20 protein-coding genes are annotated in these 20,514 nt (G+C 65.3%); 14 read left to right on the forward strand and 6 right to left on the reverse strand.

What is annotated here, in order from left to right:
- Positions 1-70: 70 nt before the first annotated feature.
- On the forward strand, positions 71-2,008 hold the full coding sequence (locus tag HBF25_RS01550; protein ID WP_166945908.1) for an LTA synthase family protein: 1,938 nt from the start codon (positions 71-73) through the stop codon (positions 2,006-2,008).
- 165 nt (positions 2,009-2,173) lie between these two features.
- Here HBF25_RS01550 and HBF25_RS01555 read toward each other — a convergent pair whose 3' ends face one another.
- On the reverse strand, positions 2,174-2,875 hold the full coding sequence (locus HBF25_RS01555; protein WP_166945909.1) for a pirin family protein: 702 nt from the start codon (positions 2,873-2,875) through the stop codon (positions 2,174-2,176).
- A gap of 197 nt (positions 2,876-3,072) precedes the next feature.
- Here HBF25_RS01555 and HBF25_RS01560 point away from each other — a divergent pair, with 197 nt between their 5' ends.
- Both HBF25_RS01560 and HBF25_RS01565 read left to right on the forward strand, forming a co-directional pair.
- The gene (locus HBF25_RS01560) at positions 3,073-4,077 is read left to right on the forward strand and encodes an LLM class flavin-dependent oxidoreductase (RefSeq protein ID WP_166945911.1); all 1,005 of its coding nucleotides are present in this window, start codon (positions 3,073-3,075) and stop codon (positions 4,075-4,077) included.
- Positions 4,077-4,511: a putative toxin-antitoxin system toxin component, PIN family gene (locus HBF25_RS01565; RefSeq protein WP_166945913.1), complete on the forward strand. Its 435-nt coding sequence runs from the start codon at positions 4,077-4,079 to the stop codon at positions 4,509-4,511. Before HBF25_RS01560 ends, HBF25_RS01565 begins: the two co-directional genes overlap by 1 nt.
- A 218-nt stretch (positions 4,512-4,729) precedes the next feature.
- Here the strand turns inward: HBF25_RS01565 and HBF25_RS01570 are convergent, their stop codons facing one another.
- Positions 4,730-5,632: a LysR family transcriptional regulator gene (locus HBF25_RS01570; RefSeq protein WP_166945915.1), complete on the reverse strand. Its 903-nt coding sequence runs from the start codon at positions 5,630-5,632 to the stop codon at positions 4,730-4,732.
- A gap of 102 nt (positions 5,633-5,734) precedes the next feature.
- Here HBF25_RS01570 and HBF25_RS01575 point away from each other — a divergent pair, with 102 nt between their 5' ends.
- Positions 5,735-6,445 (forward strand): SDR family oxidoreductase, encoded by a 711-nt coding sequence (locus tag HBF25_RS01575; protein WP_166945917.1) that lies wholly within the window; start codon positions 5,735-5,737, stop codon positions 6,443-6,445.
- 139 nt (positions 6,446-6,584) lie between these two features.
- Here HBF25_RS01575 and HBF25_RS01580 read toward each other — a convergent pair whose 3' ends face one another.
- Complete coding sequence (locus HBF25_RS01580) at positions 6,585-7,232, reverse strand: DUF6348 family protein (RefSeq protein WP_166945919.1); 648 nt, start codon at positions 7,230-7,232, stop codon at positions 6,585-6,587.
- A 23-nt stretch (positions 7,233-7,255) separates the two neighbouring features.
- Positions 7,256-8,053: a DUF72 domain-containing protein gene (locus tag HBF25_RS01585; protein WP_243852942.1), complete on the reverse strand. Its 798-nt coding sequence runs from the start codon at positions 8,051-8,053 to the stop codon at positions 7,256-7,258.
- A 159-nt stretch (positions 8,054-8,212) separates the two neighbouring features.
- Between HBF25_RS01585 and HBF25_RS01590 the strand changes: the two genes are divergently transcribed.
- Positions 8,213-8,833 carry a response regulator gene (locus tag HBF25_RS01590; RefSeq protein ID WP_166945922.1) on the forward strand — a complete coding sequence of 207 codons (621 nt, stop codon included), beginning with the start codon at positions 8,213-8,215 and terminating at the stop codon, positions 8,831-8,833.
- A gap of 100 nt (positions 8,834-8,933) precedes the next feature.
- Here the strand turns inward: HBF25_RS01590 and HBF25_RS01595 are convergent, their stop codons facing one another.
- Positions 8,934-9,929: a GlxA family transcriptional regulator gene (locus HBF25_RS01595; protein WP_208392360.1), complete on the reverse strand. Its 996-nt coding sequence runs from the start codon at positions 9,927-9,929 to the stop codon at positions 8,934-8,936.
- A gap of 72 nt (positions 9,930-10,001) precedes the next feature.
- On the opposite strand from HBF25_RS01595, the gene HBF25_RS01600 reads away from it, so the two are divergent.
- From HBF25_RS01600 to bla, 4 genes are all read left to right on the forward strand, one after another.
- A complete protein-coding gene (locus HBF25_RS01600) occupies positions 10,002-10,640 on the forward strand; it encodes an HD domain-containing protein (RefSeq protein ID WP_166945923.1) in 639 nt (212 codons plus the stop codon).
- A gap of 89 nt (positions 10,641-10,729) precedes the next feature.
- The gene (locus HBF25_RS01605) at positions 10,730-12,943 is read left to right on the forward strand and encodes a TonB-dependent receptor family protein (RefSeq protein WP_166945925.1); all 2,214 of its coding nucleotides are present in this window, start codon (positions 10,730-10,732) and stop codon (positions 12,941-12,943) included.
- Positions 12,943-14,013 (forward strand): PepSY-associated TM helix domain-containing protein, encoded by a 1,071-nt coding sequence (locus HBF25_RS01610; RefSeq protein WP_166945926.1) that lies wholly within the window; start codon positions 12,943-12,945, stop codon positions 14,011-14,013. Before HBF25_RS01605 ends, HBF25_RS01610 begins: the two co-directional genes overlap by 1 nt.
- A gap of 93 nt (positions 14,014-14,106) precedes the next feature.
- Entirely contained in the window at positions 14,107-14,907 is an 801-nt protein-coding gene (gene bla, locus HBF25_RS01615; protein WP_166945928.1) for a subclass B3 metallo-beta-lactamase, read from the forward strand.
- Between the two features lie 546 nt (positions 14,908-15,453).
- Here bla and HBF25_RS01620 read toward each other — a convergent pair.
- Positions 15,454-15,909, reverse strand: a complete 456-nt coding sequence (locus tag HBF25_RS01620) for a hypothetical protein (RefSeq protein WP_166945929.1) — start codon at positions 15,907-15,909, stop codon at positions 15,454-15,456.
- Between the two features lie 289 nt (positions 15,910-16,198).
- Between HBF25_RS01620 and modA the strand changes: the two genes are divergently transcribed.
- From modA to HBF25_RS01645, 5 genes are read left to right on the forward strand one after another with little or no spacing between them, the layout of a single operon-like run.
- The gene (gene modA, locus HBF25_RS01625) at positions 16,199-16,966 is read left to right on the forward strand and encodes a molybdate ABC transporter substrate-binding protein (RefSeq protein ID WP_166945930.1); all 768 of its coding nucleotides are present in this window, start codon (positions 16,199-16,201) and stop codon (positions 16,964-16,966) included.
- A 7-nt stretch (positions 16,967-16,973) separates the two neighbouring features.
- Positions 16,974-17,648, forward strand: a complete 675-nt coding sequence (gene modB / locus HBF25_RS01630) for a molybdate ABC transporter permease subunit (protein WP_166945932.1) — start codon at positions 16,974-16,976, stop codon at positions 17,646-17,648.
- The gene (locus tag HBF25_RS01635; RefSeq protein WP_166945933.1) at positions 17,645-18,304 is read left to right on the forward strand and encodes an ATP-binding cassette domain-containing protein; all 660 of its coding nucleotides are present in this window, start codon (positions 17,645-17,647) and stop codon (positions 18,302-18,304) included. The genes modB and HBF25_RS01635 overlap by 4 nt, the downstream gene beginning before the upstream one ends.
- 28 nt (positions 18,305-18,332) lie before the next feature.
- Positions 18,333-19,325, forward strand: a complete 993-nt coding sequence (locus HBF25_RS01640) for a lysylphosphatidylglycerol synthase transmembrane domain-containing protein (protein ID WP_166945935.1) — start codon at positions 18,333-18,335, stop codon at positions 19,323-19,325.
- An 8-nt stretch (positions 19,326-19,333) separates the two neighbouring features.
- Positions 19,334-20,494 (forward strand): serine hydrolase domain-containing protein, encoded by a 1,161-nt coding sequence (locus HBF25_RS01645; protein ID WP_341778010.1) that lies wholly within the window; start codon positions 19,334-19,336, stop codon positions 20,492-20,494.
- The last annotated feature ends 20 nt before the right edge of the window (positions 20,495-20,514 follow it).

Here is a 20,514-nt window from a genome sequence, read left to right on the forward strand (position 1 = left end):
ACCCGTAAGCCCGGATTCTTACGATTCCGCGACAGCCCGCCGTCCCGGCCGGTTCTGATCGCGAGGCATCATGCGTCCTGTTAACCCGGCACCCGGCGCGCTACGGCAGCGTTTCCGGCCTCTTATCTGGTTCGGCGCCCTCTTCGTGGGCGTGGCCTTCCTGGTTCGTCTGGTGTTGCTGGTGCATACGGGGCACGAGGTGCCCCATGACCCCGGCATGTGGCTTTACCTGTTCGCGGTGGGCCTGGGCTACGACCTGATCACCTATATCTATATGGGCTGGCCGCTGCTGCTGGTGCTCTGGCTGCTGCCGCGACGGGCCTACCTTTCGCGCTGGGGGCACCGGATCTTCCTGGGCTTCTGCTTCGTACTGGCCTTCGCCATCCTCTACCTGGGTGCGGCGGAGCTGGTGTTCTGGGGCGAGTTCGGCGCGCGATTCAACTTCATCGCCGTCGATTATCTCGTCTACACTCACGAAGTGGTCGGTAACATCCGCGAATCGTACCCGATCGTGACGTGGTCGCTGCTGCTGCTTGCGGCCACCATCCTGGTCATGTGGTTCAGTCGTCGTCCCCTGCGCGCCGAAGACAACGGCTCGCGCTTCCGCGGCCGCAGCGCCGTGGCGGGCGTGTGGCTGCTGCTGACCGTGGCGGTGAGCTTCGCGGTCGATGGTTCCATGAAGGACCAGTCGCGCAACAACTACGTGAACGAGCTGGCCGGCAACGGCATCTACCAGTTCTTCGCGGCCTTCCGCGACAACCAGCTCGACTACACCAAGTACTACCCCACCATCCCCGATGGCGAAGCCTTCGCCAACCTGCGCAGCCTGCTGAAGACGCCCGACGCGACCTTCACCAGCACCGACCCGATGGACCTGACCCGGCATATCACCGCCGACCGTCCTGAGAAGAAACTCAACGTGGTGCTGATCAGCGTCGAGAGCCTGTCCGGCGACTACGTGGAAGGCCTGGACGTCAGCAAGCACCGCGGCCTCACCCCGAACCTCGACGCCCTGGCCTCGAAGAGCCTGTTCTTCACCCAGATGTATGCGAACGGCACCCGGACGGTGCGCGGGCTGGAGGCGCTGGCGCTCTCGGTGCCGCCGACGCCGGGCGAGTCCATCGTGAAGCGTCCGGACAACGAGAACCTCTGGTCGCTTGCCGACGTGTTCAATGCGAAGGGCTATGTGTCGGAGTTCGTCTACGGCGGCTACGGCTACTTCGACAACATGAACCACTTCTTCGCCAGCAATGGCTACGCGGCAGTGGATCGCAACGTCATCGACAGCAAGGACATCCACGCCGAGAACGTGTGGGGCGTGGCCGACGAAGATCTGTACACGCTGGTGATCAAGCGCATGGACGCGGCGTATGCGAAGGGCAAGCCGTATTTCGGCCACGTGATGACCACTTCGAACCATCGCCCGTTCACCTTCCCGGCCGGCCGCGTGCCGCTGCCGCAGGGCATGCGCAACGCGGCGGTGCAGTACACCGACTGGGCCATCGCCGATTTCCTGAAGCGTGCGGCCACCAAGCCGTGGTTCGACGATACGATCTTCGTGATCACGGCCGACCATTGCGCCACCAGCGCGGGCAAGACCAGCCTGCCGATCGACCGCTACCACATCCCGCTTTACATCTATTCGCCCAAGCACGTGCAGCCGGGCGTGATCGACCGCGTGATCAGCCAGATCGACGTGCCGCCGACGGTGCTGGGCATGCTGGGTTTCAGCTACGACTCGCGCTTCTATGGCTACGACCTGTTCCGACTGGAGCCGGGTCGCGAGCGGGCGTTCGTCAGCACCTATCAGGAGCTGGGCTACCTGCACGACGGCCGCCTGACCTCGCTGGTGCCGCGCATGCCGGTGAAGGAAATGGTGCCGCAGTTCACCACGGGTGACGCCACGCCGGTGGAGCATCCGGACCCGCGCGACGGGAAGGATGCGATCACGTATTACCAGACGGCGGCTTACCTGTTCACGCACGGGTTGATGAAACACAAGCCGTGACCGGTCGCGCGCAAGGCGCGCTCCTACAAGGCACCGAATCCCTGTAGGAGCGCGCCCCGCGCGCGACAGCCATCAAGCGCGACGCCCAGGATACCCCCTGTAGGAGCGCGCCTTGCGCGCGACAGCTGACGGAGCGGCAAAGCCACCCCGCCGGCTACCTGCTACTTACGCCGCACTATCCACCAGCACCAGCTCCGCATCCTCCTTTGCAACGATCCGCAGCACGGTCTCGTCACGGATTGCCGCGCCATCGCCCTTGCCCAGCGCCTGGCCATTGATCTCCACCGAACCCACGGCCGGCACCATATAGGCGTAACGACCCTGGCCCAGCGGATACTCCACGCTCTCGCCGGCCTTCAGGCTGGCGCCGAGCACGCGGGCGTCGGTACGGATCGGCAGAGCCTCGTCATCACCGGGCATGCCGCTGGCCAGCGCCACGAAACGGCCCGAACGCTCGCCCTTCGGGAACGGGCGGGTGCCCCACGAGGGTGCCTTGCGCTCACCATCGGGGATGATCCAGATCTGGAAGATCCGGGTCGCGCCGGGTTCGGCGTTGTACTCCGCATGGCGGATGCCCGTACCCGCGCTCATCACCTGCACATCGCCGGCCGTGGTGCGGCCCTTGTTGCCCAGGCTGTCCTCATGGGTGATCGCACCTTCACGAACGTAGGTGATGATCTCCATGTCCGAATGCGGATGCGGCGGAAACCCGGTGCCCGGGGCGATCGTGTCGTCGTTCCACACGCGCAGCGCGCCCCAGCCCATGCGCTTGTGATCGTTGTACGAGGCGAACGAGAAATGGTGCTTTGCATCGAGCCAGCCGTGGTTGGCACCACCCAGGCTGCTGAAGGGACGGATGTCGATCATGGTGTGCTCCCCCGGGGTTAACCGGACTGGTTGGACGAATGGGTACATTTTCCTCCCCTCATCGTTCCGCGGCGCATCGCTGAGCCGAACGGATTGTTTCCCCATCGTGCCTTGTAAGGGTTGTAAAGCGGCCTGCGGTGCCCATGTCGGACGCATTGGCGGTCTGCCGCCTCCCCCTATTCGAGGTGACCTTAAGGATGATTCCGTTCTCGGTGCTCGACCTGTCCCCCGTGGTGCGTGGCGCCACGCCGACAGATGCCCTGCGCAACTCGCGCGATCTCGCCATTCACGCCGAAGCGCTGGGCTTCCACCGCTACTGGCTGGCGGAACACCACAACATGACCGGCATCGCGAGCGCCGCGACCGCCGTGGTGATCGGCTACGTGGCCGAGGCGACGAAGACCATCCGCGTAGGCTCCGGCGGCATCATGCTGCCCAATCACGCGCCGCTGGTGATTGCCGAACAGTTCGGTACCCTCGCCTCGCTCTATCCGGGCCGTATCGATCTGGGTCTCGGGCGTGCACCCGGCACCGATCAGGGCACGGCGCGTGCCTTGCGTCGCGCGATGGGACCGAGCGACGATCGTTTTCCGGATGACGTGCTCGAATTGCAGCGCTATCTCGGACCGTTGCAGCCGGGCCAGACCGTGCGTGCCGTGCCCGGCGTGGATACGAACGTGCCGCTGTGGCTGCTTGGCTCAAGCCTGTTCAGCGCGCAGCTTGCAGCGCAGCTCGGCCTGCCCTTCGCCTTCGCCTCGCATTTTGCGCCCGATTTGATGATGCAGGCGCTGCACGTGTATCGCACGATGTTCCGTCCGTCGGATGTGTTGCAGAAGCCGTACGCGATGCTTGGCATCAACGTCGTGGCTGCCGACACCGACGAAGAAGCACGCCGCCTGTTCACCTCGCAGCAGCAGGCGTTCTGGAACCTGCGTCGTGGCGTGCCAGGCCAGCTGCCGCCGCCGGTGCACAGCATGGAAGGGGTGTGGACTCCGATGGAGAAGGCGCAGGTGGATCACGCCTTGTCGTGCGCCATCGTCGGTTCGCCCGATACCGTGCGTGACGGGCTTGCGGAATTCATCGAACGCACGCAGGCCGATGAACTCATCATCACCGCGCAGGTGTTCGATCATGCGGCGCGCAAGCGCTCGTACGACATCGTGGCCGCGCAGCGCGAACGGCTTGCAGGTGCGGTGGCCTGATGCCGGCACGGGTTGTCCTCGATACCAACGTCTGCCTGGATGCGTTTGTCTTCGGAGATCCGCGTGCAGAGCCGCTGCTTGCGGCGATCGAAAGCGGCGAGGTCGAGGCGGTGACGCATGCGGAATGCCGCGAGGAATGGCTGGCCGTGCTGTCGTATCCGACGCTGAAGCTCGACGATGCGAAGCGCGAGGTGGCTGCCTCGCGCTTCGATGCGCTGTTGCAGGTGCTTCCCGATATGTCTGCCGTGAACCGACCGCCGAGATGTCGCGACAAGGATGACCAGAAGTTCCTGGATATCGCGGCGGCGTCGGGTGCGTCGGTCCTGTTTTCGCGCGATGCGGAGGTGCTTCGCCTGGCGCGTCGCACGCGGCGGGAGGGCTTGTTCGAGATCATGCGGCCGGAGGACTGGCCGGCGTATCGCGATTCGGATTGATCGCGGCCTGGCCGCGGTTGCGCGCACGGTGCGTTCTTGCAATGTTGATCCACTCCGGCCGGGCAATACGCCTTTCGCTCCGGTCCGGTCGCGCGCAGGCGCGCTCCTACACAAGCCGCGGTGTAGGAGCGCGCCTGCGCGCGACCGTCAGGGCGAAAGCGTAGCGATGGATACCGGAGCTCACCTCGCGCGCAACCACAGAATACCCATGCCCCACATCACTCCCCCCAACGCCACGCCTCGCGCAACCGCTCCGAACAAAAGTCCACGAATCGCCGCACCCTCGGCGCCAGATGCTGCGCGTTCGCATACACCGCCTGCAACGGCGCGGCAGGCACGGTGAATTCGGGCAGGATGCGCACGAGCCGCCCCGTGCCCAGGTCGTCGCCGATATCCCATACCGACTTCTGCACGATGCCGCCACCGGCCACCGCCAGGGTATGCGCGGCCTCGCCATCATTGGTGTGAAAGGCGGCCGTGATTTTCACCGCCACGGATTCTCCATCGCGATGAAACGTCCATTCTTTCCCGGGCCCCGGTCCGAACACGATGCAATCATGCGTAACAAGGTCGGCTGGTGTTTTCGGCATGCCCTTGTGCGCCAGGTAGGAAGGCGCCGCGCACAGCACGCGGAAATTCGGCGCCAGCGGCCGTGCGATCAACGAGGAATCCGAAAGCATGCCAAAGCGGATGGCTACATCCAGGCCTTCATCCACGATGTTCACCAGCGCATCGTTGAGATCCAGATGCACGCTCACCCTGGGGTGCTGTTCGCGGAACGCGACCGCCAGCGGTGCGATCCAGCGTCGCCCGAAACCTCGCGTGGCCGTGATCCGCAGCACGCCGGTCACCTCATCCCGACTGTTCGACAGCGCCGCTTCCGCCTCCTGCACTTCGGCGAGGATGCGCACGCAACGCGCATGGAAGCTGTGCCCTTCGTCGGTGAGCGATAACCGACGCGTGGTGCGCTGGATAAGACGCACGCCCAGCCGTGCCTCAAGGGCGGACAGTCGCTTGCTCACCACGGCCAGCGACAGGTCCAGATCGCGTGCGGCGGCCGAAAGGCTGCCCGTGGAGGCGATGCGGGCGAAGACGGTCAGTTCCAGGAGGTTATCGAGCATTCTCAAGGTCCGGGAAAGAGTGCATTCGTCTGACGACGGTTTGTTGGCAATGTCGCAAGGATCATAGTGCCGGGTATTCCATTCCGACAGTGAGGTGCTTGCATGTTCTCGTTTTCCAGCCAGGACGTTCTCGTCGTCGGCGGCAGCTCGGGTATCGGCCTGGCCACCGCCCGGGCTTTCGCCGAAGCAGGTGCCCGCGTCACCATCGCCTCGCGCTCGCCGGGCAAGCTCGATGCCGCCGTGAAGGACATCGGCCACGACGCCCGCGCGGTCGTGCTCGATACGGCGGATGCACTGGCCGTCGAAGCCCTGCTTTCGACGCACACCTGGCACCACGTGGTGGTATCGGCCGCGAAGACGCCTTCCGGCCCCGTGCGCCAGCTGTCGCTCGATGACGCCTACAAGGCGATGGAGAGCAAGTTCTGGGGCGCGTATCGCGTGGCCCGCGCCGCGCGCATCCACGATGGCGGGTCGCTCACGCTCGTGAGTGGTTACCTCGCCACGCGGCCCAGCGGGGGTGCCGTGTTGCAGGGGGCGATCAATGCGGCGCTGGAAGGGCTTGTGCGTGGCATGGCGCTGGAGTTCTCGCCGGTACGCGTGAACGCCGTATCCCCCGGCACGATCCGCACGCCGCTATGGGATGGCATGGACGACGACAAGCGCGAGGCGATGTTCGCCTCGGTGGCTGGGAAGGTTCCGGCCAGACGCGTGGGTGAGCCGGAGGATGTGGCGCGCGCGGTGCTGTACGCGGCGGCCACGCCGTTTACCACGGGCTCGACGATCATCGTGGATGGCGGCGCATCCATCGGTTGATTCAACCCGCCATGTAGGAGCGCGCCTCGCGCGCGACCGGGCCAAGCGATGCCATACCGGGCCCTGTAGGAGCGCGCCTTGCGCGCGACCGGGATACGCGATGGCACGTCCGGTCGCGCGCGAGGCGCGCTCCTACAATTCAGTTGAGGGGTACCAGGGCGATGAGGTTGCGCAGGCTGTAGAAATGAGGGCGCTGCGGCCATTCGGCCGAGGCAATGGCCTTGTGGCCAGCGGCCCAGGGCTCGTTGTCGAGCAGTACTTCGACCTGCGTCTTGCCGTCGCCCACGTTGCCGTAGAACACGCGGATCCAGTGCACGTCGTTCGTCAGCGGTGCCGTGGCGATGGCCGCTTCCAGTGCCGACAGCACATCCTCGGGAATCTCCAGCTCCGCACCCTCGTTGCCGCGCAGCGCGAAATCGCCGACGTACACGGTGAAACGATGCGTGCCGGCAGTCAGCTCACGCACGGCAAGCCGGTCGCGATCCACCGTGTGCCAGCACGCGGCCAGCACGACGTAGAGATCGTTACGGGCGAAACTATCCAGTGCATCACGGCAGCCGACCTTGCCGCCGCCCATGCCTCCGAAGCTTTCCTCGATGGTGCGCTCCTCGTCGAGCACGATATCGAGGTCGAGCCGTCCCATGCCGCCGTCCTTGCCTTCGTGCCATATGCCGCGCAAGGCGGGGAAGTCGTCGCCCTCGGTGAGCAGCCAGTCTTCATCAGGTTCGAGGCCGATCTGGTGCTCGGCGAAAAGGTCGATCAGGGTGTTCTGGATAAGACGATCCATGGGGCTTCCGTAAGGGGAACAAATCAGGCGTCGCGATGGACACGTGTGTCCAATGCGACCGCGGCGGCAGGATTGCGTTCCTTCGCCGCCGAGATGAAATACACGAAGACGTCGCGCGGCACCATCGTGGTGGAGGGGCCTTCTACATGGGGCAGGTCGGCAGGATCGCCCCCGGCGGCCCATTCACCAGCGCGCCGGGCCCAGTGGTCGAGCGCCTTTCCCGGGTAGCCGGAGGTCTCCCCGGCCTGGCTGCGCATCAGCCGGGCATAGACGAAAGGGCCGGTCAGATCGGCCATGGACGGGTGCTCGGTGGAGTCCGTGAAGACCGTGGCGATGCCCCGGCCCCGGGCCAGTTCGCACCAGCGCGGGTCGAGAAAGCTCTCGTGGCGCACCTCGATGGCATGGCGCAGTGGCAGGCCCGAATGCGTTTCCGGCAAAAGGTCGAGGAACGCCGCGATGTCGTCCGGATCGAACCGTCGCGTGGGCAGCAGTTGCCAGAGGATCGGTCCGAGGCGATCACCCAGCCCGGCGGCGCTCTCCACGAAACGCTTCACGCGCTCGCCCGTGGAGGCCAGTGCGCGTGACTGCATGATCGTCCGTGGTGCCTTGACCGAGAACACGAATCCATCGGGCGTCTGCCCGGCCCAGCTGCGCCACGTTGGCGCATCGGGCGAACGGTAGTAAGTGCCGTTGATTTCAAGGGTTCTCAGCGCGCGACTGGCGTATTCGAGCTCACGCCGTTGCACCAGGCCCTCGGGGTAGAAGGTTCCACGCCACGGTGCATATACCCAGCCACCGATGCCGCAGCGAATCCTGCCCATTACCGGCGTGTCTTGGGTTTTCGTGCTTCGGGATCTGCTCATTGTGCGCAGAGTCGCAATTGCCGGGTGCACGGCGTGTCATGGAATGTAGACCACCATATATTTGCGCGTCTCCCCTTTGCGCGATACTCGGGGTACCCACTTTCTGGCCAAGGCTCCATGGCGTCCATCCGTATCATGACCGTCGACGATCACCCCCTGCTGCGAGAAGGCATCGCCGCGGTGATCGAGGGGCAGCCCGGCCTCGAACTGGTCGCGGAGGCCAGCACGGGCGAAGAAGCGATCGAGCGTTATCGCCAGGTGCGTCCCGATCTCACCCTCATGGACCTGCAGATGCCGGGCATGGGCGGCATCGCCGCCATCGAGAAGATCCGCGCGGAATTCCCGGATGCTCGCATCCTCGTGCTCACCACCTATCGCGGTGACGTGCAGGCGATGAAGGCGTTTCGTGCGGGTGCGCAGGGTTACCTGCTCAAGAGCGAGCTGCGCAAGGACATGCTGGCCACCATCCACCAGATCATGGAAGGCAAGCGCCGCGTGCCCGAAGAGATCGCCAACGAGATGGCGGAATACGCGGCCGACGACGAACTGACCCCGCGCGAGACCCAGGTGCTACGGCGTGTGGCCATGGGCGAGGCCAATCGTGACGTGGCCGGCGCACTCGGCATCGCCGAGGAAACGGTCAAGGCGCACATGAAAAGCATCCTCGCCAAGCTCCAGGCCAACGACCGCACCCACGCAGTAGCCATCGCCCTGCGCCGCGGCATCATCGACATCTGACGTCCCCGCATTCAACGCCCGGCGACACCCTGCCGTGCCACGCCTGACGCCCGCTCCGCGTGACCACGCCCCTGTAGGAGCGCGCCTCGCGCGCGACAGGTCACCGCGCAAACGCATGCCGCTTCCGATACTCCGCCGGCGTCACCCCCAGCCGCCGCACAAACGCCCGCCGCAGCCCGTTGACGTCGGCATACCCACACCGCGCCGCGACCCGCTTGGGCGTCTCATGCCCTTCCTCCAGCCAGCGCCGCGCCGCTTCCACGCGCATCGCCTCCACGAAGTCCGCAGGCGTCATCCCCGTCTCATGCCCGAACACCCGAGCGAAATGCCGGGGACTCATGCCCACCCGCGCCGCCATCGCACCCACGGAATGGTCTTCCCCCGGATGCGCCGCCACGTAGCGCTGCAACTCCTGTAACGCGCCCCGTCCGGCTGGCGCAGCCTCGCCGTGGCGGCTGAACTGCATCTGCCCGCCCGGCCGCCGGTAGAACACCACCAGCTCCGCCGCGACGGCCATGGCCACTTCCTTGCCGAGGTCTTCCTCCACCAGGGCGATGGCGAGATCCATGCCCGCCGTGACACCCGCCGCCGTGCAGACGGCGCCGTCGCGGACCACGAAGGCATCGGCTTCTACCTGGAGCGAGGGATAGCGCTGGGCGAGCAGGTCGGCCACCTTCCAGTGCGTGGTCACCCGACGGCCGTCGAGCAGGCCCGTGAGGGCGAATAGCAGGGCGCCGCTGCAAATCGAACCGTGGCGGCGTGCCCTGGCCGCATGCCGGCTCATCCAGTCGATCACATGCGTCTCGGTCGCCGCATGGGGCAGATCGGGCGAACCGGCCACCAGCAGCGTATCCAGCCGCTCCATGTCCTCCAGCACGCTGCGGTCGGGCAGAAACCGGATGCCCGACGACGAGGCCACGGCCAGCGGCGCCGTGCCCACGGTGACGACGCGATAGACCTCGCGCCCTGCCTGCCGGTTGGCCTCGGCGAAGACATCGGCCGGTCCGGTGACGTCCAGCATCTGGACCCCCGGGGGGGCGAGGATGACGATGGGTAGCGGTGTCTGCATGCTGCGCAAGATGGCAGTATTTGCCATATCGCGTCAAATCATGACGGGCATGCCTCGCGGTGGAATGGTGCTCCTTTCCCCTTCGATGGATTTCCCGCCATGACCGTCATCGCCGGCATCGCCATTCCCGACAGCACCCTCGCGCGCGACATCACCCAGCTTGTCCGCGACACCGAAACCGACCTGCTCTACCACCATTCCCGCCGTGTATTCCTCTTCGGTGCCCTGAGCGGCAACGCGAAGAACCTGGGCTACGACCCCGAATTGCTCTACGCGGGGGCCATGTTCCACGACATGGGCCTGATGCCGGACTACGCCAGCGCCACCGAGCGTTTCGAGGTGGATGGCGCCAACGCCGCCCGGGATTTCCTCAAGACGCGGGGCATCGCCCAGGGCGACATCGACGTGGTCTGGGCATCCATCGCGCTGCATACCACCCCGGGCATTCCCGTCCACATGAAGCCTGAGATCGCCCTGGTCACGGCGGGCGTCGAAATGGACGTGCTGGGACTGGGTTTCAGCACCGTGAGCACGGCCGACCGCGAGGCCGTGGCCGTGGCCCATCCGCGCGGCCCGGCCTTCAAGCAGGGCATCATCAACGCCTTTTACGACGGCGTGCGCAGCAAACCCGACACCACCTTCGGCAACGTCAAGGCCGATGTCATGGCTTACAAGGAGCCGCATTTCCACCGCACGGATTTCTGCCAGTGCATCCTTCACAACGCCTGGCCGACCTGACATCCTTGCGGCTTCAAGAATGATGTATTTGATCTGATAATCATTCGCACTTACGATGGCGGCCTTTCGCTTTACGCCAGGCCGCCTGAATGTCGCTTCGCCCCACCCTGCTCGCCGTCGCTGTTGCCGGCGTTCTTTCCGTGTCGCCCGTCCGCGCCGAAGACGTGCCGAATCCGCCGCCGGCCGAGCTGGAGGGTGTCAAGGTGGTGGGCGACTGGCTGGGTGAAGCCGCCAACAACACGGTGCAGAACCATCCGGGTGCACGCACCGTCGTACGTCGCGAAGAGCTGCGCGAGGCCGGTGCAATCAACCTGCGCGATGCGCTGCGTCGCATCCCCGGCGTGCAGGTGCAGGAAAGCAATGGCACGGGCGGCAGCGACGTATCACTGAACGTGGGTGTGCGCGGCCTCACCTCGCGCCTGTCGCCCCGCTCCACCATCCTGCTCGACGGCGTGCCCATCGCCGTAGCGCCCTATGGCCAGCCGCAGGTGTCCATGGCGCCCGTGGGCCTGGGCAACCTCCAGGCAGTGGACGTCGTGCGCGGCGGGGGTTCCGTGCGCTACGGGCCGCAGAACGTGGGCGGCATCATCAACTTCGTTACCCGTGACATTCCCGAGACCTTCGGCGGCAGCGCGGGCGTGCAGTTCCAGGGCAGCGACAAGGGCGGCATCCGCACCAACAGCAACCTGTTCCTGGGCGGCACCACGCAGAATGGCCTTGGCGTGGCCCTGCTCTACAACGGCGTGCATGGCCCGGGTTTCCGCGAGCGCGAAGACAACGAAAGCATTGACGACGTGATGCTGAAGGCGAAATACGCCATCACGTCCGAAGACACGCTGAGCGCCAGCATTCATCACTACGACGGCCAGGCCGGCATGCCCGGCGGCCTCACCCAGGCCGATTACAACGCCGACCCGTTCCAGTCGCGCCGTCCGTACGACGATTTCCACGGTCGTCGCACCGACTACGTGATGAAGTACAGCCATGTGGACGATCGTCGCAGCTTCGAGGTGCAGACCTATTACACCGACAGCTTCCGCGGCAGCCACATCGAGACGATCAACCAGAATCCGAACGGCACCTACTCGCACCAGCTGAACGCGTATCCGCGCAACTACCACACCTTCGCCATCGAGCCGCGCTATTCGCAGCTGTTCGACTGGGGCCAGGTGACGCACGAGATCGGCGTGGGCTATCGCTACACCAGCGAAGCGATGCACGAGCAGACCTATCGCAACAACAAGTACAACTCGCCGCTGTGGTACACGCCGTTCGACAGCAATCCATACAATGGCCCGTATGTGCTTTCGGGCAACAACACCGGTGCCAACGAGGCGCATGCGCTCTACGTCGACGACACCATCAACGCAGGCAACTGGACGATCACGCCGGGCATCCGTTTCGAGCGCATCCACAGCCAGTGGGAAGCGCATCCCAGCAGTACGGTGATCGTGAAGGGACCGACGACGCGCCGCGAGGAATACTCCAAGTCGCTGCCGTCGCTCAATGTCATCTATCACCTGAGCGATGCACTGAAGCTCTATGCCAACGCCGAAACCTCGTTCGGCTCGCTGCAGTATTTCCAGATCGGCCAGAAGGATTCCACGAACCAGTTCGCCTCGGGCCTGAAGCCGGAAACCGCGCGCACCTATGAAATCGGCACGCGCTACGACGACAAGGCCTGGGGTGGCGAGCTGTCGCTGTTCCGCATCAACTTCGATCATGAATTGCAGTTGGTAGGCAAGCTGCCCAATCAGCCCGATTCGCACGATGGCTGGACCTCACTGGGTGCTACCACGCACAAGGGTGTCGAATCCGCCGGCCATGTGGATCTGGGCGCATTCAGCGATGCGTTGAACGGCCTTTCGCTGTGGGGCACGGCAACCTATACCCATGCGTTCTACCGTCATGGATCGTTCGCCGGGCTGGATATCCCCTTCTACTCGCGTCGCACCGCGAACCTGGGCCTGCGCTACGGCATCTCGCAGTGGACCTTCAACCTCGACGCCTTCGCCCAGTCGAAGCAGCATTCGCCGGGTGCGCCGAGCTTCGATCCCACCCGCCCCAGCGTGTACCAGCGGGTGCCGACGCCGGATGGCGACCTGGGCGACATCCCGGGCTGGACGACCTGGAACGCCCGAGCCGAATATGCCTTCGGTCCGTCGTACTCGAACCTGCGCATCGGTGCCGGCGTGAAGAACTTCACCGACAAGCGCTACTTTACGCGTTCGACCGACAACAACGACGGCATCTATGTCGGCCAGCCGCGCACCTACTTCGTACAGGCCTCCGTGGACTTCTGATGAGCCCGACACCACGCCGCTTCCGTGCCGCCCTGAAGACCCTGCACCTGTGGCTGGGTCTCACGCTCGGCCTGTTGCTGGCGCTGGTGACCTTGTCGGGCAGCGTGCTGCTCTTCGAAGACCCGCTATTCGAAGCGGCACATCCCGAGCTGACGTCGCGCCAGCTGCCCGATCTGGCAACACAGGGGCGTGCGCTGGACAGTCTTTTGCAATCGACTGAAGGCAAGCAGCTCCGCACGGTGGCCGCTCCAGACGCAGAACTGCCGGTATGGGATGGTCAGGCCCGCAATGGCGATCACTACTATTTCGATCCCACCTCGGGCGAGCTTCTGTTCCACCGCGTGCAGGCGCGCGACATCCTGCTGCTGCTCAAGGAATGGCATACCAAGCTACTGACCGGCGAGATCGGTGAAACCGTACTGGGCATCGTCTCGATCACCGGCCTGTTCATGCTGTTTTCCGGTGTGTGGCTGTACTGGCCGGGCCGCCAGCGCGCCCTGCGCCACCTGAAGCCGCACACGCAGCCTCCGATACTGCGCTGGGCCAGCTTCCATCGTTTCGTCGGCGTGGTTGCCCTGCCCCTGCTCATCGTCTCCCTCGGCACAGGCGCCACCATGGCGTACCGCGGCGCCGTGCGTGACGGGCTGGCGGCGGCCTTCCATGAACCGGCCCGCCCCAAGCCGCCGAAGCGTCCCGCCGCGTCGCATATCGACTGGCCGGCGATCCTGGTCGCCGCACAGGCCGTTGCCCCCGACGCGGCCCTCACCCGTCTCACCCTGCCAACGAAAGACAACGGCACGCTGGTGATGCGCATCCGCCGCCAGGGCGAATGGAACCCGATCGGCCGCAGTACCGTCTGGCTCGACCCCGCCACCGCCCAGGTGCTGGGCGGCGAAGATGCGACGCAACTTGGCCCGGGCGGTCGCCTCGCCAACACCCTGTTCCCCATCCACTCCGCCGCCGTGGGCGGCATGCTCTGGCGCGTCGTGGCCTGCGTTGGCGGGTTGCTGCCGATGTTCCTGCTGGTGACAGGTTTCCTGTTCTGGCGGGCCCGCAAGCGTCGTCGCTGACGCGCTGCCCGCGACAGGCCATAAGTCCGGCTCGTTCATTCCTCCCTGGTAGCCGTATCCTTCTGTCGACTTTCGTCCATGGGGAACACCTGAATGCGCCGTATCCTTCTTGCTCTCGCGGCCTGTGCCGCCCTGCCCGCTCTTGCCGATGACCATGCTGCGTGGAGCGAGCCGGTCGCGCCGCACGTTGTCTTCGGTAATACGTACTATGTCGGCACCAAGGGCTTGTCAGCCATTCTCGTGACGTCGCCGCAGGGGCATGTGCTGATCGACGCGCCGATGAACGACACCATTGCCGCGCAGGTAGAGGGAAACATCCGCAAGCTGGGTTTCAAGGTGGAAGACATTCGCGTCATCCTGAACTCGCATGCCCATTTCGATCACGCGGGTGGTCTCGCGAAACTGGCGAAGGACACGGGCGCGCCGGTACGCGTCACGGCGGCAAGCGCAAAGGCGATGATGCTCGGCGGCCGGGATCCGGACGACCCGCAGTTTGGCGAGGCGTCTGCGTATACGCCGGTGAAAGCACGCGGCGATATCGTGGATGGCAGCGTGGTCACCATGGGCCCGTTGAAACTCACCGCCCACATCACGCCGGGCCATACGCCGGGTGGCACGGCATGGACATGGCGCTCCTGCGAAGGCGGCACGTGCAAGGACATTGCCTACGTCGATAGCTTGTTTGCTTTCTCGTCGGACAACTATCGCTACAGCGCCCACCCGGCATTCGTAGCGGCCTATCGTAAAACCTTCGAGCGCGTTGCCGCCCTGCCTTGCGAGATCCTGCTGACGCCCCACCCCGAACAAGGCGAAGGCGAAACCTGCAAGACCTACGCCCAGGCCGGCGCCAAACGCCTCGACGAAAAACTGGCCGCCGAACAAAAACCCCACTAGCCCGCTTGTGTAGGAGCGCGCCTTGCGCGCGACCGTTTGATACGTCTCGTTGACGACCGCAGAGGCCTTGCTACGAAGGAGGAGCCGCTGCGCGGCTCAGTGTCTTATGGCTTCGCCCCTTCGGGCCCGGGGAGCGGGCGGGGTTTCTCGACTCGGCCTCCGTGCCTCGGCGAGAAAGACGGGCCATCCTGACCCTTCCCCTTCGGGCCTGATCCGCCCACTCCCCTCACCTCCATCAAGTCGCGCCAAGGGCCGCCCCCACCGCCTCTCCCACCGAGATCGCGGCGTGTTGTAGGAGCGCGCCTGCGCGCGACCGATTGTCGCGAACCATTTTCATCGTTTCGATTCCACCGGTCGCGCGCAAGCACGCTCCTACAGAGATGCGGTGTCGCAAGATGGATCGCCGATGCGACCGGTGCCACCTCACGACTAACCTGGAGTAACTACTGTCGTGTAGGAGCGCGCCTGCGCGCGACCGATTGTCGCGAAACTTTTCATTGTTTCGATATCACCGGTCGCGCGCAGGCGCGCTCCTACAGGGGTGGGTCAGGTTTCTTCTTCGCGGTAGCTGGCGTGTTCGGCTACGCCGGGGAGCGTGGTGGAGGCTACGTCGCGTGCTACGACGGCGCGGTTTTCCACGTGCAATCGAGCTACATAGGCCAGTGGGCCCTGGGCGCCGTTGATCACGACGTCGTAGCCGCGCTCGGCCAGCTCGACGGCTATCCATAGCGGATTGCCGAGGTCGGCGAATGCTTTTGCAGGCACCTTGACCGCGCCATCGTTGCAGCGGATGTGGAGTGCCGAGGCGAGCGTTTCGGGCGCTACGCCTTCCGCGCCCCAGATGCTGGCAGGCCATGTGGGTTTGTCGATGGTGAGCGAGGCGTGGCATGCCACGCCGTCGGCGCGGTGAAAATCGACTTTCTTGACGGTGGTGGCTTCGGCGGTCGCGCTTGCGAAGTGGAGTGCGAGTGCAGCCGTAATCATGCAGTGCCAGGTTTTCAACGGTGGGGCTCCTTGTTCCATGCGCGGCGCCGGAGGGGCGTGCCGCCGATCTGGACGGGCCACCGGCGAAATCGAATGGCAATCCATACGTGATTATAATGATGATTCGTCAGAAATTACTGTTTTCGGATAATTTGGCGTATATATTACGTTTAATGATGGGTTTGGCCTACATTTCTATCAATATGGCATCTTATAGTTGTCATATGGGGTGTGGGTATCTGGCCTTTCGCAGTCTTTCGGGGGAGCCCCTTCTTCCCGGTCGCATTCCATGGCTATAGTCCGATCCATGACATCGACCGCCTTTCGCCATCGTCTCCGCATCTTCGGCCTCGTGGCTTTTTGCCTCGCCTGCGGTCCAGTGGTTGCCGCCGACCTCGTCGTCTCGGCCGCCGCCAGCCTCACCGATGGCTTCCGGGCCGTGGGCGTGGCGTATGAAAAGACTCGCCCAGGCACGCATGTGGTCTTCAACTTCGCGGCGTCGGACGTGCTGCTGCGCCAGGTCGAGCAGGGTGCGCCCGTGGATGTGTTCGCGTCCGCCGATGAGGCAGCGATGGACAAGGCCGTGGCCGGCAAGGTGGTCGATGCCACGTCGCGCCGCGATTTCGCCAGCAATACCCTGGTGCTGATCGTTCCCATGGGTACGGGGCAGGCCATTACCGCGCCGACTGATCTGGCCACGCCAGCGGTGAAGCGTGTGGCTTACGGCGATCCGGCGTCGGTGCCGGTGGGCCGCTATACGAAGGCGGCGCTTGAGGCGGCAAAGCTGTGGGATGTTGTGTCGGCCAAGGGCGTGCTGGCGCAGAACGTGCGACAAAGCCTGGATTACGTGGCGCGTGGCGAAGTGGATGCGGGCTTCGTGTTCGCCACCGATGCGGCCGTTGCGAAGGGCAGGGTGCGTGTCGTGGCGACCGTGCCCACGCCGGTGCCCGTGCGTTATCCCATCGCCTCGGTGGCTGGATCGAAACAAGCAGATGAGGCGCGCGCCTTCCGCGATTTCGTGTTGTCGGCCGAAGGGCAGGGCATTCTTGCCCGCTACGGCTTCGGCGCGCCCTGAGCGACGCGTGGACGGGCTCTGGATTCCACTGGCGCTGTCACTGAAGGTTGCCGCCTGGGCCACCGCGATCGACGTGGTGCTGGGTGTCGCGGTGGCGTGGGGCCTGTCGCGCTGGCGTTCGCCGGCGCGTGAGCTGGTCGATTCCATTCTGACCCTGCCGCTCGTGCTGCCGCCGACGGTGCTCGGTTATTACCTGCTCGTGCTGTTCGGGCGGCGCGGTGTGCTGGGCGAATGGCTCGATCGGATCGGTATCCAGCTGGTCTTTACCTGGCAGGGCGCGGTGATCGCCTCGGCGCTGGTGGCGTTTCCGCTGGTGCAGAAGGCAGCGCGAACGGCTTTCGAGGCCGTGGACCCGCAGATGGAGAGTGCAGCGCGGGTGCTGGGGCTGCGGGAGATGGCGGTGTTTTTTCGTGTTTCGCTGCCGCTGGCATCGCGCGGCATCGTGGCGGGTGCCTTGCTGGCGTTCGCACGGGCCATGGGCGAGTTCGGTGCCACGCTGATGATCGCGGGCAACCTTCCAGGGCGGACGCAGACCTTGTCGGTAGCCATCTACGCCGCGGTACAGGCCGGTGACGACGCCGGCGCCGGGGTCATGGTGGCGGTGACCTCGGTCACCTGCGTGGCTGCCCTGCTGCTGGCCGGCTGGCTGGCGCCGAAACATGCGCCGAGGGCCAGCGCATGAGCGTGGATGTTGCCATCCGCATGGCGGTGGGCGAGGGCGATCGTCGCTTTGACCTGGATGTGGCGTTTGCGTCTTCGCAGCGCCGTATCGTGCTGTACGGGCCTTCCGGTGCGGGCAAGAGCCTGACGTTGCGTGCCATCGCGGGCCTGCTGACGCCCGATGCGGGTCATGTGCGCATCGACGGACGCACCCTGTTCGACGAGCGCACGAACCTGCCGGCGCGGGATCGCGGGACAGGCTATGTCTTCCAGGATTACGCGCTGTTTCCGCACCTGACGGTGGCGCAAAACATCGGCTTCGGGCTGTCGCCCGGCTGGATCAATCCGTCGCGGCGCAGGCGTGATCCGCGCGTGGAGCGCTGGCTGGCGCTTTTCGAACTGGGGCAGGTCGCCGGCCACCATCCGGCGCAGCTGTCCGGAGGCCAGCGCCAGCGCACGGCGCTGGCCCGAGCCCTGGCTGCCGAGCCGCGCATCGTGTTGCTCGATGAGCCGTTCTCCGCGCTCGATCCGGCGCTGCGTGGCCGCATGCGCGAGGAATTGCGCGAACTCCAGGGGCGTCTCGACCTTCAGCTGCTCGTAATCACCCACGATCCGGCCGATGTGGCGGCGCTGGACGGTCACACCGTCGAGATCCGCGACGGCCGTGTGGCGGCGTGACTTGAGATCGGCGGAGCCAAGGGGGATCATGCCGCCCTTCGATTGCGCCACGAGTGATGCGGTGACCCCAACGGACCACAAACCCACCGGCAGGCAGCTGGCCAGCCGCGTGGCGAAGTACGCCGTCACCCTGGTGATCGTGGGCATGGCGGTCTTCCTGCTGCACCGCTATATCGCACGGATGGCCTGGCACGACGTGCGTGACGCCATCGACCGCATTCCGCACTGGCATGTGGTGGGCTCCATCCTCGCCACGCTGGTGAGCTGGGGCTGCCTCACGGCCTACGACGTGTTCGCGGTGGAAACCGTGGTGCCGGGCAAGGTGCCGATGAAGATGAAAATCTTCTCCGGCGTGACCACGCATGCCATCTGCAATGCGCTCGGCTTCCACGCCATCACGGGCACGGCGCTGCGTTACCGCATGCTGTCCACGCAGGGCGTGAGTGCGCCCGATGTGGCGCGCGTGGTGGGTCTGGTGGGTTTCTCCGTGTCGATGGGTTTTGCCGCGGTGATCTGCATCGCGCTCATGCTGGAGCCGGACATTGCCTATGGCTGGGGTCGCTGGCCCGGCGTCGTACTGGTGGTGTTGTTCGTATTGTTGCTGCGCTGGCTGGCGGGCAGGCATGACGAGCTGAAGATCTGGAAATTCTCCATGCCGGTGCCGTCGGCGCGGTCGGCTGCCGCGCAGATCGTGCTGGGCGTGATCGAGATGACCGGCGCCACGCTGGCGATGTATTTCCTCATGCCACCGGAAATCGCAGGCGATTTCCTCGACTTCGCACCGATCTACGTGGGCGCGATCATCGCGGGCATCATCAGCAACACCCCCGGCGGCATCGGTGCTTTCGAGGCGCTGACGCTGGCGGCATATCCGCAGGAGCAGCGCGCGCAGGTACTCGCGGCGCTGCTGGCCTACCGGGTCATCTATGGCCTGGGCCCTGCGCTGCTGTCGTCGGTGGCCGTGGGCATCTTCGAGCTGAGGCGTCGTGTGCTGAAGCCGCGCGTGGTGTCGCGCGCATGATTCGCTACGTGCGTCTCCTGCTTGTGCCGGGCCTGTTGCTCCTTGCCGCCTGCGCCACGCCGCATGCGCGGCGCACCGATGTGCTGTTCTGGAACGAGCCGCAGCGCGAAGCGGCGTTCCGTGCGATGGAAACGCATTACGCAAGCAATACGGTGCGACATGGCACGCCGCATCCGCTCGCCGCGGGCGCACCCCTGCTTCCTCGTTTCGACGATGGCAGGACACTCGACGATTACATGCGCGAGCACCATGTCGCCGGCATCATGGTGCTTCAGGATGGAAAGATCCGTCTTGAGCGCTATGGGCTCGGCGCCACGGCGGCGACACGCTGGACATCGTTCTCGGTTGCGAAATCGTTCACGTCCACCCTCGTGGGCGCCGCATTGCGCGACGGCTATATCCATAGCCTCGACGACAAGGTCACGCGTTACATCCCGCAGCTGGATGCCGGTGCGTATCGCGACGTCACCGTGCGCCAGTTGCTGACGATGACCTCGGGCGTGCGGTGGAACGAAGACTACGTCGATCCCCATTCCGATGTGGCACGCATGTACGAAGGCGAGCGCCAGAAGGGCGTGCCGCTGCTGGTCACCTACATGGCGAAGCTTCCCCGCGAATTCGCGCCGGGCGAGCGCTGGGTCTACAAGACAGGCGAGACCGATCTCATCGGCATCCTCGTCGAGCGAGCCACGGGCAAGACGCTGGCGTCGTACCTGTCGGAAACGATCTGGAAGCCCTACGGCATGGGCACGGACGCGATCTGGCTGAAGGACGAGGTGGATGGCACCGAGGCCGGTGGCTCGGGTGTATCCGCCACGCTGGCCGACTATGCCCGGCTGGGGCAGTTCCTGCTCGATGGTGGCGTGGCCGCCGGCAAGCCGGTACTGGCGGACGGCTGGATCGCCGATGCGACCCATAAACATGCGGATATCGGCGTGCCCGGCCGCGGTTATGGCTACCAGTGGTGGACCTGGGACGACGGTTCGTTCGCGGGCATCGGTATTTTCGGGCAGTTGCTGCACGTGGACCCGACGCGCCACCTGGTGATCGTGCAGCTTGCCGCATGGCCCGTGGCTACCAATGACGCCCAGGCCCGGGCGCGGTCGGAGTTCGTCAGGGCGGTGCAGCGCGCCGCCGATGCCCCGTCGTCCGGGATGGGAGTAAACTAGGGCATCCCCGCACGTATCCC

This window comes from Luteibacter anthropi, from assembly GCF_011759365.1.
GTDB classification, from domain to species: Bacteria; Pseudomonadota; Gammaproteobacteria; order Xanthomonadales; family Rhodanobacteraceae; genus Luteibacter; species Luteibacter anthropi.

Bases quoted from the DNA above. Each gene is read 5' to 3' on its own strand.
- HBF25_RS01550 (WP_166945908.1), top strand. From the start codon at position 71: ATGCGTCCTGTTAACCCGGCACCCGGCGCGCTACGGCAGCGTTTCCGG.
- HBF25_RS01595 (WP_208392360.1), bottom strand. From the start codon at position 9,929: ATGGCAAATACTGCCATCTTGCGCAGCATGCAGACACCGCTACCCATC.
- HBF25_RS01590 (WP_166945922.1), top strand. From the start codon at position 8,213: ATGGCGTCCATCCGTATCATGACCGTCGACGATCACCCCCTGCTGCGA.
- HBF25_RS01585 (WP_243852942.1), bottom strand. From the start codon at position 8,053: ATGGGCAGGATTCGCTGCGGCATCGGTGGCTGGGTATATGCACCGTGG.
- HBF25_RS01555 (WP_166945909.1), bottom strand. From the start codon at position 2,875: ATGATCGACATCCGTCCCTTCAGCAGCCTGGGTGGTGCCAACCACGGC.
- HBF25_RS01560 (WP_166945911.1), top strand. From the start codon at position 3,073: ATGATTCCGTTCTCGGTGCTCGACCTGTCCCCCGTGGTGCGTGGCGCC.
- HBF25_RS01575 (WP_166945917.1), top strand. From the start codon at position 5,735: ATGTTCTCGTTTTCCAGCCAGGACGTTCTCGTCGTCGGCGGCAGCTCG.
- modA (WP_166945930.1), top strand. From the start codon at position 16,199: ATGACATCGACCGCCTTTCGCCATCGTCTCCGCATCTTCGGCCTCGTG.
- HBF25_RS01600 (WP_166945923.1), top strand. From the start codon at position 10,002: ATGACCGTCATCGCCGGCATCGCCATTCCCGACAGCACCCTCGCGCGC.
- HBF25_RS01640 (WP_166945935.1), top strand. From the start codon at position 18,333: ATGCCGCCCTTCGATTGCGCCACGAGTGATGCGGTGACCCCAACGGAC.
- HBF25_RS01580 (WP_166945919.1), bottom strand. From the start codon at position 7,232: ATGGATCGTCTTATCCAGAACACCCTGATCGACCTTTTCGCCGAGCAC.
- HBF25_RS01565 (WP_166945913.1), top strand. From the start codon at position 4,077: ATGCCGGCACGGGTTGTCCTCGATACCAACGTCTGCCTGGATGCGTTT.
- bla (WP_166945928.1), top strand. From the start codon at position 14,107: ATGCGCCGTATCCTTCTTGCTCTCGCGGCCTGTGCCGCCCTGCCCGCT.
- HBF25_RS01570 (WP_166945915.1), bottom strand. From the start codon at position 5,632: ATGCTCGATAACCTCCTGGAACTGACCGTCTTCGCCCGCATCGCCTCC.
- HBF25_RS01610 (WP_166945926.1), top strand. From the start codon at position 12,943: ATGAGCCCGACACCACGCCGCTTCCGTGCCGCCCTGAAGACCCTGCAC.
- HBF25_RS01635 (WP_166945933.1), top strand. From the start codon at position 17,645: ATGAGCGTGGATGTTGCCATCCGCATGGCGGTGGGCGAGGGCGATCGT.
- HBF25_RS01605 (WP_166945925.1), top strand. From the start codon at position 10,730: ATGTCGCTTCGCCCCACCCTGCTCGCCGTCGCTGTTGCCGGCGTTCTT.